Annotated in this window: 9 protein-coding genes and 1 tRNA gene; 2 read left to right on the top strand and 8 right to left on the bottom strand. The window is 54.7% G+C overall.

The window, feature by feature from the left end; genetic code table 11:
• Positions 1-21 precede the first annotated feature (21 nt).
• Together K1Y77_RS03290 and K1Y77_RS03285 are read left to right on the top strand one after the other, a co-directional pair.
• On the top strand, positions 22-1,404 hold the full coding sequence (locus K1Y77_RS03290; protein WP_030069570.1) for an FAD-binding oxidoreductase: 1,383 nt from the start codon (positions 22-24) through the stop codon (positions 1,402-1,404).
• A 30-nt stretch (positions 1,405-1,434) separates the two neighbouring features.
• Positions 1,435-2,544 carry a pyridoxal phosphate-dependent aminotransferase gene (locus K1Y77_RS03285; RefSeq protein WP_264430310.1) on the top strand — a complete coding sequence of 370 codons (1,110 nt, stop codon included), beginning with the start codon at positions 1,435-1,437 and terminating at the stop codon, positions 2,542-2,544.
• Positions 2,545-2,598: 54 nt separating this feature from the next.
• On the opposite strand, the gene K1Y77_RS03280 is transcribed toward K1Y77_RS03285, so the two are convergent.
• The 8 genes from K1Y77_RS03280 to K1Y77_RS03245 all read right to left on the bottom strand — a co-directional run bounded on the left by K1Y77_RS03280 (position 2,599) and on the right by K1Y77_RS03245 (position 15,079).
• Positions 2,599-3,555, bottom strand: coding sequence for a branched-chain amino acid transaminase (locus K1Y77_RS03280; RefSeq protein WP_030069565.1), 957 nt, complete (start codon positions 3,553-3,555; stop codon positions 2,599-2,601).
• On the bottom strand, positions 3,552-4,658 hold the full coding sequence (locus K1Y77_RS03275; RefSeq protein ID WP_264430307.1) for a class II histone deacetylase: 1,107 nt from the start codon (positions 4,656-4,658) through the stop codon (positions 3,552-3,554). The genes K1Y77_RS03280 and K1Y77_RS03275 overlap by 4 nt, the downstream gene beginning before the upstream one ends.
• Before the next feature lie 10 nt (positions 4,659-4,668).
• Complete coding sequence (locus tag K1Y77_RS03270; RefSeq protein WP_264430305.1) at positions 4,669-5,718, bottom strand: histone deacetylase family protein; 1,050 nt, start codon at positions 5,716-5,718, stop codon at positions 4,669-4,671.
• Positions 5,719-5,749: 31 nt separating this feature from the next.
• The gene (locus K1Y77_RS03265) at positions 5,750-6,688 is read right to left on the bottom strand and encodes an ornithine cyclodeaminase family protein (protein WP_264430303.1); all 939 of its coding nucleotides are present in this window, start codon (positions 6,686-6,688) and stop codon (positions 5,750-5,752) included.
• A 1-nt stretch (position 6,689) separates the two neighbouring features.
• On the bottom strand, positions 6,690-7,046 hold the full coding sequence (locus tag K1Y77_RS03260; RefSeq protein ID WP_030069556.1) for a RidA family protein: 357 nt from the start codon (positions 7,044-7,046) through the stop codon (positions 6,690-6,692).
• Between the two features lie 144 nt (positions 7,047-7,190).
• Entirely contained in the window at positions 7,191-7,958 is a 768-nt protein-coding gene (locus K1Y77_RS03255; RefSeq protein ID WP_030069554.1) for a helix-turn-helix transcriptional regulator, read from the bottom strand.
• 171 nt (positions 7,959-8,129) lie between these two features.
• Complete coding sequence (locus tag K1Y77_RS03250) at positions 8,130-14,606, bottom strand: calcium-binding protein (RefSeq protein ID WP_264430300.1); 6,477 nt, start codon at positions 14,604-14,606, stop codon at positions 8,130-8,132.
• Between the two features lie 386 nt (positions 14,607-14,992).
• Positions 14,993-15,079 (bottom strand) — tRNA-Leu (locus K1Y77_RS03245).
• Positions 15,080-15,129 lie beyond the last annotated feature (50 nt).

Below are 15,129 nucleotides of genomic sequence, written 5' to 3'. Positions count from 1 at the left end.
CCTCTTTACCAAGGAACACCCATGCAGATAACCCTGGAGGCGCTGCGTAAACTTGTTGGTGCTGCCCATGTGCTCACGGGCAATGATGTCACTAGTCGCCGTGTTGACTGGATGACCGGTGCGCCCTGCCAGGCAGGCGCCATTGTGCGCCCGGCAGATACCGAACAGTTAGCGGCTGTTATGCAGGCATGCCACGCGCTTAAACAGCCAGTGGTAACCCACGGCGGCTTAACCGGTTTAGTGCATGGCGCGGAGGCTAGCCCAGGGGAGCTGGTCATTTCCCTGGAGCGCATGACCGCTATTGAAGAAATTGACCAAGTCGGTGGCACCATTACCGTGCAAGCCGGAGCGCCACTTCAGCGGGTACAGGAAGCTGCTAACGAGGTTGGCCTTCAGTTCCCGCTGGATTTAGGCGCACGCGGAAGCTGTACGATTGGCGGCAATATCGCCACCAATGCTGGCGGTGTGAGGGTGATTCGCTACGGCATGATGCGCCAGCAAGTACTGGGGCTGGAAGCAGTGATGGCCGACGGGCGTGTTGTCAGCTCCATGAACCGCATGCTGAAAAACAATGCAGGGTTTGATTTAAAGCAGCTATTTATTGGCAGTGAAGGCACCCTTGGGATTATTACACGCGCCGTGCTGCGGCTACAGCCGCCTACTCCTAGCGAGCAAACGGCGCTGGTGGCCTGCCCCTCGTTTGACGCGCTCACCGGGCTATTAAGCCATATGGGCAAAGCGCTTGGGGGTGGCCTGGGTGCGTTTGAGGTAATGTGGCAAAACCACTATCGCCTGCTCACTGAAACCCTGGCGAGGCACACGCCCCCGATCCCAGCAGAACACCCCTTTTATGTGATTATCGAATCACTCGGCAACGATGAAACCCACCATGCAGAGCAATTCCGGGCAGCGCTTGAACAGGCATTTGAACAAGACTTAGTCGTCGATGCGGTGATTGCCCAATCAAGCGCACAAAGCGATGGTCTCTGGGCGATACGAGAAGATATTGAAGGGCTCATCAAGGGGCTGGCACCCATCTTTACCTTTGATGTCAGCCTGCCCATTGCCGATATGCAGCGCTATACCGATGCCTTAGAGAAGCAACTGGTACAACGCTGGCCAGATGGCCGCTTGGTGGTATTTGGCCACCTTGGCGATGGCAACCTGCATATTTCTGTTAGCGTTGGCAGCGATGCACCAGAAGAGCGCCATGCGGTAGAAACACTGGTTTACGAGCCACTTAAAGCACTAGGAGGCTCTGTTTCAGCGGAGCATGGCATTGGTTTAGAAAAACGCCCCTGGCTTAGCACCTGCCGCTCTCAGGCGGAAATTGAATTAATGCACACACTCAAGCAGGCGTTTGACCCGCACCAGCTGCTTAATCGCGGTAAGATTTTGAGCTAACAATATTCACTATTCTCTTAGGATACCAATATGCCCTCCTACCCCCATCATCTTACTGGTGACGGTCCCCTTAATCCGTTTCCTGGGATTAAAGTTTTGGAGCGCCGCATTGGCCGCGAGATCCCTCATCGATTGGGCTCTAATGAAGGGCTGGACATGCCCCATCGTGCGCTACGTGAGCATTTTGGCGATGCTGTCGTCGAGCATGTTTATTGCTACGGCGATGCAGAAGCTCTCGGCGTGCGTCAGCGACTAAGCGCCCAGCAAGGTATACCGCTTGACCACTTGCTGGTGGATGCCGGTGCCGACAGCTTGATTGCGTTAGCACTGCGCACCACCTGCACACCGGGCGACACCGTGGTTAGTACGGCGGGCACTTACCCAACCTTTGGTTACTTTGCGAAAGGCCAGGGTTGCCACTTAGTAGAACCTAGCTATGTTGAAGCCCCTGGCCTACTGGCCCCTGATTTGGAAGCGTTAGCGGCGGCAGCACACCAGGAAAATGCCCAGCTGGTCTATTTAGCCAACCCGGATAACCCTAGCGGCCACCTGCATAGCGACAGTGCCATTCTCAAGCTGCGCGACGCACTGCCGGATACCTGCTGGCTGCTGCTGGATGAGGCGTATGGCGATTTTCGTGATGACGCCAACGGTGACTTCGCGGCCAAGGCACTTCCTGGTGTCATTCGCCTACGCACTCTGTCAAAAGCCCACGGTTTAGCAGGCTTACGCATTGGCTATGCGATTGCTGACCCTGATGTGCTTGCCTTGATGATGAAGGTACGCATTCACTACGCGGTATCCACCTTTACCCAGGCAGCCGCAGAAGTCGTGCTCGACCACCCTGATGAAGTTAACCAGCATATTGCGGAAGTGAAAGCACGGCGGGAACAGTTAGCAGCTTATTTCCAGGCACTGGGTGCCGACGTACTGCCTAGCGCCACCAACTTTATCGGCATTCGCTTACCAACTGCCGAACTGGCCGAGCGGGTAAACCGCGAGCTACTGGAAGCAGGCCGTTTAATCGCACGCCCCGCTCACCCAGCACTTGGTCATGTCTTACGCATTACCGCCGTTGCGGATGCTCTGGAACCAGGGCAGCTGGCGATTCTTGAGCAGGCCATTAAAGAGAATGCCTGACAGCACTAGCTGTCAGGCATTATTTAAACACTGGGCGGGTTAGGTAGAACGAACCTAGGCGGGTGTTAACCAGTGCTTGAATGCGGCCAGCTCGCCGCGTACTGCTTGGCGATACAGGCGCTGCAAGCGCGCGGTCACACTGTCGTCCGGTATCGGTGCGTCGACTGCCGGCGCACCCGCCCTTACCCCGATGCGGCGGCCATCCAGTTCACGCAGAGGAAGAATTTCCGCAGCGGTACCGGTTAAAAATGCCTCATCGGCGGTATACAGCTCATCGCGGGTGATGCGTCGCTCACGCACTTCTATGCCCAGCGCTTCGCGGGCTAACTGAATCACACTGTCGCGGGTGATGCCCTGCAAGCAGGACGTCACTTCGGGCGTGTGCAGTACGCCATCGCGCAATAAGAACACATTAGCAGCGGATGCTTCAGCCACATAGCCTTCCGGATCGAGCATGATGGTTTCATCAAACCCTGCTTTCACGGCGGTATTCAGCGCCAGCATCGAATTCACATAATGACCGCTGGTCTTGGCACGACACAGGCTGATATTGACGTGGTGACGCGCCCAAGAAGAGGTCAGCGCACGTAACCCACAGCGGGTTGCCTCCGGCGATAGATACGGCCCAAGATCCCAGGCAGCAATCATCACATGGGTGCTTAATCCTTTGGCTCGCAGGCCAAGGCCTTCCGCGCCAAGAAACACTGTTGGTTTAAGATAAGCGTTAGTTAGCTGATTTTTACGCAGGCACTCCTGCTGGGCCTCGATAAGCGCCTCTTCGCTAAAAGCGAGCGGAATATCTAAGGAGTGGGCGCTCTCTGCCAAGCGGCGGGTATGCTCAGCTACCCGAAACAGCGCCGTTCCCTGCTCACCTTCATAGGCACGCACGCCCTCAAAGCAACCCATTCCGTAGTGCAGCGTATGGGTAAACACATGAACCTTGGCCTCCCGCCAAGCCAGCCATTCACCATCCTGCCAAATCCAACCATCGCGATCATAAAGCGGTGTCATTGCGTGCATTGCTCCCACTGTTGGCGCCAGCCGTCGATAAGCGCCTGCTGGTGCGGTTGTAAGGCCTGATACCCCCAGGCAGCAATTTCATCGTTTTGCGGGTCAGGTACACTAATACTGCTACCGGCTAAGGTTTGGATAACGCTGTGCCCACATAGCGGCACATAGCCTTCTGAGTAGCCGCCTTCATGGACGAAGACCAGTTTCTCCTGACAGCAACGGGCGGCAAGCGCCTTTAGCTGTGCGGTCATTTCGGCAAACGCCGCACTGTTGAGCAGCATCTTGCCTAGCGGGTCTTTGGCACAAGCATCATAGCCACAGGCCACCACGATTAAATCGGGGTTAAACGCTTCCAGGGCTGGCAACACCAGCGACTCCATCGCATAGCGATAAGCGCCCAAACCACAGCCCGGCGGCAGCGGAAGGTTGAGATTTGCCCCTAGCCCCTCGCCGTCTCCCTGCTCTTCAAAACTACCGGTATCAAGCGGATAGTTCGCGGCTTGATGAACGGAAACGGTAAACACCTCAGGCTCAGCGTAGAACGCCGACTGCTGGCTGTTACCGTGGTGCACGTCCCAATCAAGAATCGCTACACGCTTCACTTGCCCCAAGGCCCGGGCACGCATCACCGCTACCGGGATGTTGCCCAGCAAACAGAAACCACGCCCCTGATCCGCCTCGGCGTGATGTCCCGGTGGGCGGCAAAGCGCATAAGCGTTATTGACATGCCCAAGCGCCACGTCTTCTACCGCTGCGACGGCAAGCCCCGCTGAATGCTTTGCAGCGGCCCAGCTGCCAGGCGTAAAGGGTGCACAGTCACCGCCGTTGCCACCGCCATTCGCATCGGCTTCCGCCAGCATTTTCAGGTAACGCGGGGTGTGAAAGCGCAGCAGGTCTTCCTGTGCAACAGCGGGTGGCTTAACCACCTTCAGTTCATCTATCAGGCCGCTGACTTCAAGCAGGTTTTTCAGCCGACGCTTGCTTTCGGGACTTTCCGACGCAGGCTGCGGCTGAAGAAATTCTCCGGGAGCGGAAAAAACGCCAATCGCACCCTGGTCGTGCCAAAAGCAGCGTTCGTGCCAGTAAAACCCTGTGTTACTCATTGAGCTTCTCTCAACTTCTCTGATAACCGCGCATAAAAGCGGCTAGGTTAGCGCTGAGATGTTCGGTTGGATAGCCCCCCTCCTGAATGACCACGGTGGGCTGTGATAAACCGCTCAACAGCTCACCCAGAGCCACAAAGGCTTCCGTTTCGACGTTAAACCCCGCAAGCGGGTCATCCTTATGGGCATCCAACCCCAAGGACACCACCACCGCTTCAGGCTGGTAACGGTTGAGCTGCTCAATCAGCGTGGCCACAGCGTTCAGATAGGTCTCGCCATCACTGCCCAACGGCAAAGGTAGATTAACGTTGGCACCTTTGCCCTCTTCGTTACCGGCTTCATCCACTCCCCCCCAGAAGAAAGGGTAAAAATCACTGGGATCGACGTGTACAGAGCCGGTCCAGACATCCCCGCGCGAATAGAAAATATCCTGAGTGCCATTGCCGTGGTGTAAGTCCACATCAATGATCGCTACTTTAGCGAACTTTTCACGCAGCACGCTGGCAGCCAAGGCAGCGTTATTCAGCAAGCAGAAACCGCCCGCGTTGTCTGGCCCTGCATGATGTCCTGGTGGCCGACACAGGGCATAAGCACGAGAGGGGGAGTCGAGCGATGCTCCACTCATCACTTCCTCAGTTGCCGCCACGGCGGTCGCCGCCGAAGCGAGTGCCCCTTGAAAGCTGGTGTCGCCTAACGGGCAGGCCATATCATGTAAATGCCAGCCCGCCTGGCCAACCGGGTGACGTGGATAGTGGCTCGCCCCCCCACAAGGGTGAACGTTAGGTGCTACCAGCGCCGCTGCATTAGGCAGCGCTTGCCAACGCGCATAAATCGTTTCCAAGAAGCGTAAATAGCGCGGCGTATGAATCTGCTCAAGGCGTTTACGCAGCGTCGGCGAGTCGGTTTCACTAGGTGCCGTTAGGCTCAAACCAGCCGCCGCTAGCCCTTTGCTAAGCAGCTCAGCGCGAACCGGCCCTTCAGGTGAAGGTGCCGGCTGACCGCGCAGCAGAAAGGTCGGCGGCGCATGGTGGTCTTGATCAGGGTGGTAAAAGCACTTCATGTGTCGCAGCCCTGCCTTTTTATCTTGGGAATCATGCTGTTGTCATAGCCTCCCATACTTCAATCGCCGCCGCTAAGTCTTCAAGTGATGCGCCCACTGATTTAAACAGCGTGATCGCATCTACAGAGCAACGACCCGGCTTAGTTCCCGAAAGCACCTCAGCAAGCTCTGCCTTGATCTCTTCGAAACGGAATACGCCTTCGTCAATCGCTTGAAGAATATCGCCAGCTTCACCCTTAGCGCCTGCGTAGGTATCCACAAACACATCAGCGCGGCGCAGGCATTCAGCATCGGTTTCGCGCATCTGAGGGCGGAAAGCACCGATAAGGTCAACATGGGTGCCTGGCGTTAACCACTCGCCTTTAATCAAAGGCGTAGTGGAAAGCGTGACACAACTGACGATATCAGCTTGGGCAACAGCGTCTTGCAAATCGCCCACGGCTTGGGTATCGAAACGGTCGGCATACTCCTCAGCAATAGCAGAGGCTTTATCAGGGTTTCTACCCCACACTAAAACGCGTTTGATAGGCCTCACGCTGGCATGGGCTTCAATGACCATAGGGGCTAACTTGCCAGTACCCACTACCAGAAGCGTTTCGGCTGCTTCGTTAGCTAATGCCTGCGCGGCCAAAGCGGAAGCAGCTGCCGTGCGACGGCGCGTTAGTTCACTGCCATCAATACAGGCCAGCGGCTGCCCATGTTTGCCTTCGCTAAGCAAATAAAGACCTGAAATAGCAGGAATATTATGCTGGGCATTTTGTGGAAATACGTTGACCATTTTGACGCCAATATAGCCTGCTGTTTCCCAAGCAGGCATTAGCAGCATAGTGGCTTCACCGTCGGGGCGATGCATGGCGTGATGGTGGCGTGGCGGAGATTCAACACCGTTCACAAAGGTCGTATGTAGCCGCTTAATCAAGCCTTTCCAGGCAAGATGGCGTTCCACCTCCGCCGCTGATACAACCTGCATATTAAGCCTCCGGCAGCGCAGCAACGACCATGATTTCTACTTTCCATTCCGGCTTAGCAAGCTTCGCTTCGAGGGCTGCACGCACCGGCGGACGGCCAGGCACTACCCAAGCATCCCAAGCGGCGTTCATTTGATCAAACTCAGCCATGCTGGTGACCCAAATCTGGGCCGAGACCAGATGCTCTTTCGAGGTACCTGCTTGGGCTAACAGCTGATCGATACGCGCAAGTACTTGCTCGGTCTGGCCACGCATATCAGCGGTCGCGTCGCTCGGTACTTGGCCGGCGAGATACACGGTGCCGTTATGAATCGCTACTTGGCTCATACGGGCATTGCTGTCTTGATAGGTAACACTCATGAGGTCTCTCCAAGGAAGGTAAGGTTCCTCTTGAGACTACGACGACGATGCGCAATGTGCTTGCCCGAAACTCTGCAACATTTGCCCGCAAGTGCTGAAATTCCGCAAGAATGAATACGTAGGCGGTGGACGTTGCAACGACGGCTAACGGTCTGAGGAGGGGGCAATTTCAAAGTAGCGCCGGTAGGCACGTGAAAAACTGCCTTGATCACGGAAGCCAACCAGCATAGCTATATGACCTAGGCTCAGCGCACTGTGGCGCACCAGGGTACGGGCATGTTCAAGCCGCCTGCGCTGTACATACGCCAAAGGCGTCACCCCGGTTAGTTCGCGAAAGCAGGCATGAAAATGACCAGGGCTTAGCGCACATAGTGCGGCTAACTGCTCAACCCGAATATCGTCCGCTAAGTGCTGATCCAACCACGCATCCAAGCGTTCTAGATCCAGCCGTTCACTGATACAGCGAGCGCCAATTTTATCAGCGACCTGCTTCGGCTCATCTTGAAGGTACATATACAGCGCCCGAAGCAGCAGCACAGCAATTTCATTTTGCAGCGCGGGGCACTGCTCCAACTGATGCGCCAACGCATGGGTAAGCTGATTAAGCGCCGGGGGCACGGTAAAAAAGCGCGGCTTATCGAACAGCCGCTCGATTTCACTACCTTTTTCTAAAACCGCCAAGTGCTTCACCGGAATATCCAGCACCAGCGTGCGGTTGCTGCCATCACCTTGGTATTCGTGGTGCCGGGACGATGGGATCAAACAGCCACGACGCGCCGTCACGCGCTCGCTCTGCCCTTCCATAGCAAGCTCCGTCACGCCACACGTTGCCAGAATTAACTGGTGAAAGTCGTGGGCGTGGGACACCTGCTCCGGGGCTAAATTGCGGTTATGCAGCTCAAACTGAACCATGGACGTACCGTTCGGCGTTACGTTAACAAGATCACTATAAAACGGCTGCCACTATAAAAGCGAGGAAAGCACCGACGCTTTCTTTTGCAGGAAAAAACGGCTGTACAAACAATACACATCACCGATGGAGGGCAATAGTGGCTACACACGCCAATATTGCCCTTACACAGCCTAAGCAAACGTGTTGTAGTTGGTATTCCAGTTAACGTCGTCAAAGTCACCCAAATTAATATTTTCAAACGTTGCCAGCGTATCAGCGTCAAACGTACTGTTTGAAAGGGCTTCAACACGCTGTAGCAGGGCATCGTCATCAATATCTTGGGTACTGCCGTCGCCCGCTAAGAGATACACCACGTCGCCGGTTTCAAGGCCCAGTTGATCAAACCAATCAACGCCGCTTTCGAACTCAGCGGTGGTGAACACGACAAACGCGTCATTGACGTCTAGTGCCTGCACCTCACCACTGATGACCAACCCAGAGCCATCGCCGCGCAGCGCAGCAAACTCTTCGGCGGTCAAATCAACGCGCAGCTCATCGGCACCTGGCACATCACCAACACGGAAGTCAGTAATGCTCATCACCTCGCCACCAGACTGGCCATCTACCGTAAAGGTTTGGGCTAGTTGCTCAACGCTACCACCCGCTTCAGCACCCGGCTGGTGCTCGTAGCCATTAACGGTAAAGGCAATATTCAGATCCTGCTCATCGTTAGTGTTAAGCGGGTCATCAATTACGACAATGCTGGCGGCATCATCGACCAGAAACTCAGCAGGCTCATCCCCATTGCCCACCACATTCAGGGTGTAGATATTGTGGTAGGTGTCCTGGACTACCCATGTGGTGAGCGAAGAGAGCGGCACATCGCTATTGACCGCACCCTCCAGCAGCGTGCTGGCGGCGTCAAACAGTTGCTCTGCCGCACGGACATCTAACAACCCTGCATCAAAAAAGGCCGTTTGATCGGTATCTAACGCGTAATTTTCGGGGATGATTCTTCCGCTGACGAAGCGCTGCACCAGATCGCCCAGGGCGTACGAAACCGTTAACCCTGTTTGGTCAAAGTTGTCTAACTCACTGAGCACTTCAAAATCTTGAGAGCTGATCTCATCCGTATTAACGCGCACACTGTTCGCCGCTAACAGCACGTCACTATCGATAGCGTCAATAAGCCGCTGGGCATCATCTTCAATGACCCAGATCAGTAGCGTGTCACGATCCAGCTCAGCGGCATTGTTGGCATCTGCCAGTATAGGAGCAACAGTAGCGAGCAGTTGCTCACCTTCCGCGACTGTTAACGGGGTGACATTAAACGGTTGGTCAGCCAAAATTTGATAGCTGCCAGGACGCTCCTCCGTACTGGCAGGCAGTACCTCTCCCGCATTGATGACGGCAACCGCATCTTGCAGAGAGTAGCCTACTTCGATGCTATCGAGCGTCACGTTGCCTAGCGCAACGAACGCTTCGTACTGCTCGGCGGTCAGCAGCTCATCGGCTCCCAGCTGCAAGCTGATGTTATCCGCACCCAGTACCCATGCCTCTTCACTGGCTGCCAATAGATTAGTCGCCTGGGCATTGGTGATGCTCCAGGTCTGAAGAGTTTCCACGTTGACATCGCGGCTGTTTAGCGCCCCATCAACAATCGCCTGAACCGACTGATAGCGGGCTTGTGCATCTTCAACGGTTGCCAGTGAAAAGTTTGGTAGCTCAACACTGCTTGGGGTAATTTCGTAGCTATTGGCAATGCTTTCAATCTGGTTGAGCGTTAAATTGCTGGTTAAAATAAACCGCACCGGCGTGTCGCCAAGTTCAAAACTCTCTATCCGCTGTAAACGCTGTAAATCGGCAATTGCTAGAATGTCGTTATTCACCGATACCTGCTCTGCGCCGGTAATGTGCAGTGGGAACGCGGTGCCAACCTGGGTTTCAAGCAAGGCCGCTGACGTATCAACCACCGTCCACTTCAGCAGTGTATTTAACACAGGCGTCGGCGCATTATTGGCATTTGCCAGCGCAGATACCGCCTTATCTACCAGCGGTTTAACGTCTGCCGCGGTGAAGGTGCCAACCGACAGCTCTGCATCGGTAATACGATAACCCACGCTGTTATCATTCGGGTCTTTATTAAGACTTTCAACACCCTCTTGGTCGATCACCTGGAGTGCTTCTTCCAGGCTATACAACACTTCAATAGGGTCATTGGCGTACTGATAATTGCCTAGCGTTATCAGCGACTGATATTGGGCGTAAGTGATTTGATCATTGGTAATTGCCACCGTATCAGCCAGGGTGACATGGCCCTGGTTGATCGCTTGAATAACGTTGTCAGCCGTGTCGCTTACCGTCCAGTCAAACAGGGCCTGCACGGTTTGGTTATCATTGACCAGGCCGTTAGCGGCTTCCAATACGGTGCGGATATTGGCCAAGGTATCAGCAGACTCTGCGACGGTTAATGTCGCGGTAAAGGGCGCGGTATCATCTAGCAGGCTAAAACGTCCTGCTGGCGCGAGTAAATCAGCCTCTTCGGCACGCAACGCATCGCTAATATCGGCATAGGAGACCGCAGTCGCCTCACCTAAACTAAAATTATCCAGCGCCGCATCTAAGCGTTCATATTGTGCAGCGGTTAATGTGGGGTTAGTGACTTGAATCGTCTCTGCAAGCTCCAAGCCTTCCGGAAGATTAGCCCTTAGCTGGGACTGGATATTGTCATAGCTATCCAGCACGCTCCACGTATAGACATTGGTAAGATTCGGCGTGTTTTCGGCGTTATCCAGCAGCTGGCGCACAGCGGCTAGATCATTAATAGCAGACTCGACGGTCAGTGACTGCGGCGCAAATAACGCTGTGCTGATCAGATAGTTCGCCACGACATCATCGGCACCCACACTAAATGCCTGCGCTAGCGTGTATTCCACCTGCTCGTCGCCGCGCTGATACCCAGCGTTGTCGCTTTCAATGGCTAACAACGCCGTGTAGTCGTCAAGCGTAATCGTTTGATCAGTAACACGAACCTCATCGGCGCGAGCGATATGCGGTGCGCCTTGTGCAGCGGCTAAAATCGCCTCAGCGGTATCGTTAATCACCCAGTTGTACAGCACGTCAGCGTCTAGCCCACCGGCGTTATTGGCACCGCTAATAATATTTTCCACACGGGCGAGTTCTACGCTGGCCTCAGTAACGCTACGCTCTTCAGGGTTATAAACGTCTAGCGCAAGTTGATAATTGCTCGCCAGCTCGATGTCGGTACTAACAGCACCTTCTAAGGTATAGAGAACAACGGTGTCGGCCAACTCAAAGTTCTCTAGCACCGCCAAACGTTCGTACTGGGCTTGATTAATCCCTGCATTGGCAACACGCACCTGATCCGCCAGCGTTACGTGGTCTTCAGCAATATCGCCAATGATGGTGTTGGCGTTATCGACCACTTCCCAGCTAAACGGCAGATCTTCGCGCAGCTCCGCGCTATTTTCAGCGTTAGCCACTAACCCTTCGATCTGGGCATAGTCTTCCCGTGCAGCTGCCACAGTGAGTTCGCTACCCAGACGAACCACCTCTGGATTAATCGCGTAATTGGTGAGCAGCGTGCCAACGTCTTCGGCGTCAATGGCTTCCGACAAGGTGTACTCGACGGTTTCACCAGTGCGTACGTAGCTGCTCTGAAGCCCTGTTAGGGCTTTATACTGCGCCAGGCTAATCATGTCGTCGTTAACGTTGACGGCATTAGCACGCAGTAAGTGAGCAACATCGCCCGCGCCAAGAACCGCATCGGCGCTATCCAGCACCGTCCAGTTAAAAAGCTGATCGGCATTAAGCGAGTCTGAGTTAAGCGCGTTAGCCAGAATGTTTTCTACCGTGGCAAGCGTCTCATGTGCTTCCAACACGCTGACACTGCCTGCATTAAGGGGCGGCGCAAGGGCAATATCATAGTTGTCGGCAATCACCTCGGCCGCGACAGCTTGCGCCAAGGTGTAACCGACAACGGTGTCGCCTAGCTGAAAGTTGTCCAACGTATTTAGCTGGTCAAACTCATCGACGGTGAGAGAGCGATCACTGATCGTGATGGGGTTGGCACCGGTCACATGGGCATCATTGAGGTCTGCAATAATAGCAGTGGCGCTATCACTCACGGCCCATTGAAATAGCGACAGCGGCGGCTGATTATTGGCACCTTCCAACACCCGTGAAACATCGGCAAACGCTGAGGCGGCCTGGGCGACGGTCACGGTGCCTACATCGAGAGGAACATCAAGATCAATAAGGTAGTTGCTGGCCAGTGGCGCTGCTTCAAGAGCTTCCTCTAACGTATAACCAACGGCTGTAGCGCCTAACTCAAAATTGTCCAACGCATCAAGCTGCTTAAATTGCGCAGGGGTAATCACGGTTTCCGTAACGCTGACACGACGGGCTTCGTTAAGCTGCGGGTCGGCGCTGGAAGCGCCAATCACGTTTTCAAAGCTATCGAGAATGGTCCAGTCCAACAACATCTCGCGGTTTAAGCCATCCTCACCGGTATTAAGGGCGCGGTCCGTTAACAGTCGGGTTTCATCAATAAGCTCTGCAGCTTCACGCAGGCTTAGGGCATTTTTATTTAGCGGCACCGCTGGGTCTAACGTGTAGTTGGCGGGCATTTCTGCCGTTTCCAGTGCCTGTTCTAGCGTGTAAGGCACGACGGTGTTACCAAGTACGAAATTATCCAGCGTATTCAGGTCTGCAAACTGGTCCGGTCGAATCGTTTCATCCGTCAACGTGACGCGTTCCGCGCCTAAAACGGCAGGACGCTCCAAACCACCGGTAACCAGCACATCTTCGACGCTGGCGCGAATTGACCATGTGTAAATGTCGGAAAGCTCGATAGGCGCCGTTCCAACATCGTAATCACCCGCTAAAATCTTCTCTACCAATGCTAAACGGTCAGCGGCGACGGTCAGTCCTAGGGTGCCCGCAGAGAACGGCTGACCAGGATTGACCAAGTACTGCGATGGCAAGTCTCCTTGTTGCGCAAGATTAACCGCGGTTTGAAGCGTGAGATAAGGAAGATCAGCGCGAACATCAATCGTATTAGAAAGATCACTGTTGGGATTTTGGGCGGCCTGCTGAGCATCGCGCAGTGGATTGTTGTCCCCGTTTCGGTAGGCATCAAGGCTGACATCTGCGCCCGCGTTATCAATAGCATCCAGCGCTTGCTTTACTTGGCCTGTAATAGAAGGTAGCCCTAATACATCGGCCATTTGCTGATTGGTGAGTTCGCGACCTGTTTCATTGGCTTGATTGAACGCATTCGCCAAGCGTGACAGCGCATCGCTACTGCTAATCCCTGCGCTGTCAGCCATCGCCAGCAAGCTAGCCACTTTGATGCCTGCGATAAGCAAATCGACGCTAGAGGACGCTTCAGCCAAGGGGTCGGTGGTCAGTATGTTCAGGCGTTCGTCCAGGCCTAACGCGGTTTTAATCATGCTCTGGGCGTTAGCGTCATTGACATCAAACTGCGCCGATAGCTGAACCATCATGGTGGTCAGCGGCGTGATTACCGTGGCGTTTTCTGGCGCGCGCAGCACTCCATTGAAGGGCAGGCCCGTGGCAATATCGACCCCACCTGTGGCAGTCAGAATACCGCTGCCCTGCAGGCCACTGAAGAAACCGTTGCTATTGGTTTCCACTTGATTGGCATTAACTGCGCGGGTAACGGTGGCACCGGCAATATAGCCATCAATCACATAGCCGCTAATGGTCGGCGGCTGAGGCTCTGGTTCTGGCTGAGGCTCTGGCGCTGGTTGTGGGCTGGAACCACCGCCACCTCCCCCACCGCCGCCTGCTGCGGCCGCCCCTAACGCAAGCGCACCGCCGCCGAGATACAGCCAGGGTGGAATATCACCAAACGAGCTAACCGGTGTGTTGCTAGCGCTTGAACCGCCTATGCTGCTCGAGGTAGTTTCACTGCTGCTCATACTAGGTGAGAAAGAGGCGCTCGGCACAAAGAGCAGTGCGCCAAAATCTGTACTTTCTGCAACACCTTGCTGTAACGCACTACTCGGGCTAATCAGTAAAAGGTCGCCCTGCTGTACAACCGCGCCCCGCTCCACCAGCAACAGCGAGCCGTCAGCGCGGGTAATCATCACATTGCCATCGGGCAACAGCTCCCAGGTCTGCACATTGGGCAGCTGGCTTAACGGCACAAGAAGGCCGCTGTCGGCATCTAATTTTTCCATAAGTGCGGTGATCTCGACCACCACACGGCCACCTTCTAGCGCAACATCCGCAGCCGCTAGATAAATACGCTGGCCGTTATCCATTACCAATGTCAGGCTGCCATTGGGCTGGCGTATCACCTCAGCCACCCCTTGCAGGTCGTTAATAGCGACCATGTCATCAGCCAACGCCTGCTGAGCCATCAACGGCAGTACGAGCGTTGCCGCCATGCCGCCACGCTTCAACACTTTCTGGTTTTTCGCCATCCAACGCCGAACGAAAGCAAGACGTGCCTGCGGATCAGCCGGTATTTCTATCCGTGCCACACCCTCCTGGGTATCAGCGAACGCCTCCCAGTCGCCCTGAGAGCTAACCGCACTCACCCTGACGCCATTAAGCAAGTGGCCGTTCATCACACCAGGCTGGGTCGACTTAAGAATATCGGCTGATGGTATCGCCATTGAGCACTTCTCCACTGAAAGTTCGCAGGCGCTTGGCGCCTAATCGTTTTTATATCCGGTTGGCGTTCATCGCCCACGCGCCTGCAGACACCGTGCTTATCAAGCGCATTAGAAAAATAGGCTTAAGTATTTCACAAAGAAGTGTTAACCAAACCCTGAAAAAGGCCGGTTAAAGTGCGGTAACAGAGCATTAGACACATCATCATTAACAAAACGTAGTAGCGAGCAACAAGATCAATGGACAAAAAGTGGACACTTGAAAAACGGGGAGCTGAAAAACGGGGAGCTGAAAGCTGGAAAAAGAGGATTGAAAAACGACGCAAGCAGGCACAAAACAAGCAGGCACAAAAAAGGGCCTAGCGATAAAACGCTAAGCCCTTAAAATTTGGTGCCGGTGGCCAGACTCGAACTGGCACACCCGTAAAGGCGGCGGATTTTGAATCCGCTGCGTCTACCAATTCCGCCACACCGGCAATGGATGCGCATTATACGGAGATAACCTCGCAGGTCAATCACATTGACT

Origin of the sequence: Halomonas qaidamensis, from assembly GCF_025917315.1 — a bacterium.
Taxonomy (GTDB): Bacteria; Pseudomonadota; Gammaproteobacteria; order Pseudomonadales; family Halomonadaceae; genus Vreelandella; species Vreelandella qaidamensis.
This window is presented reverse-complemented; position numbering and strand designations above follow the sequence as displayed.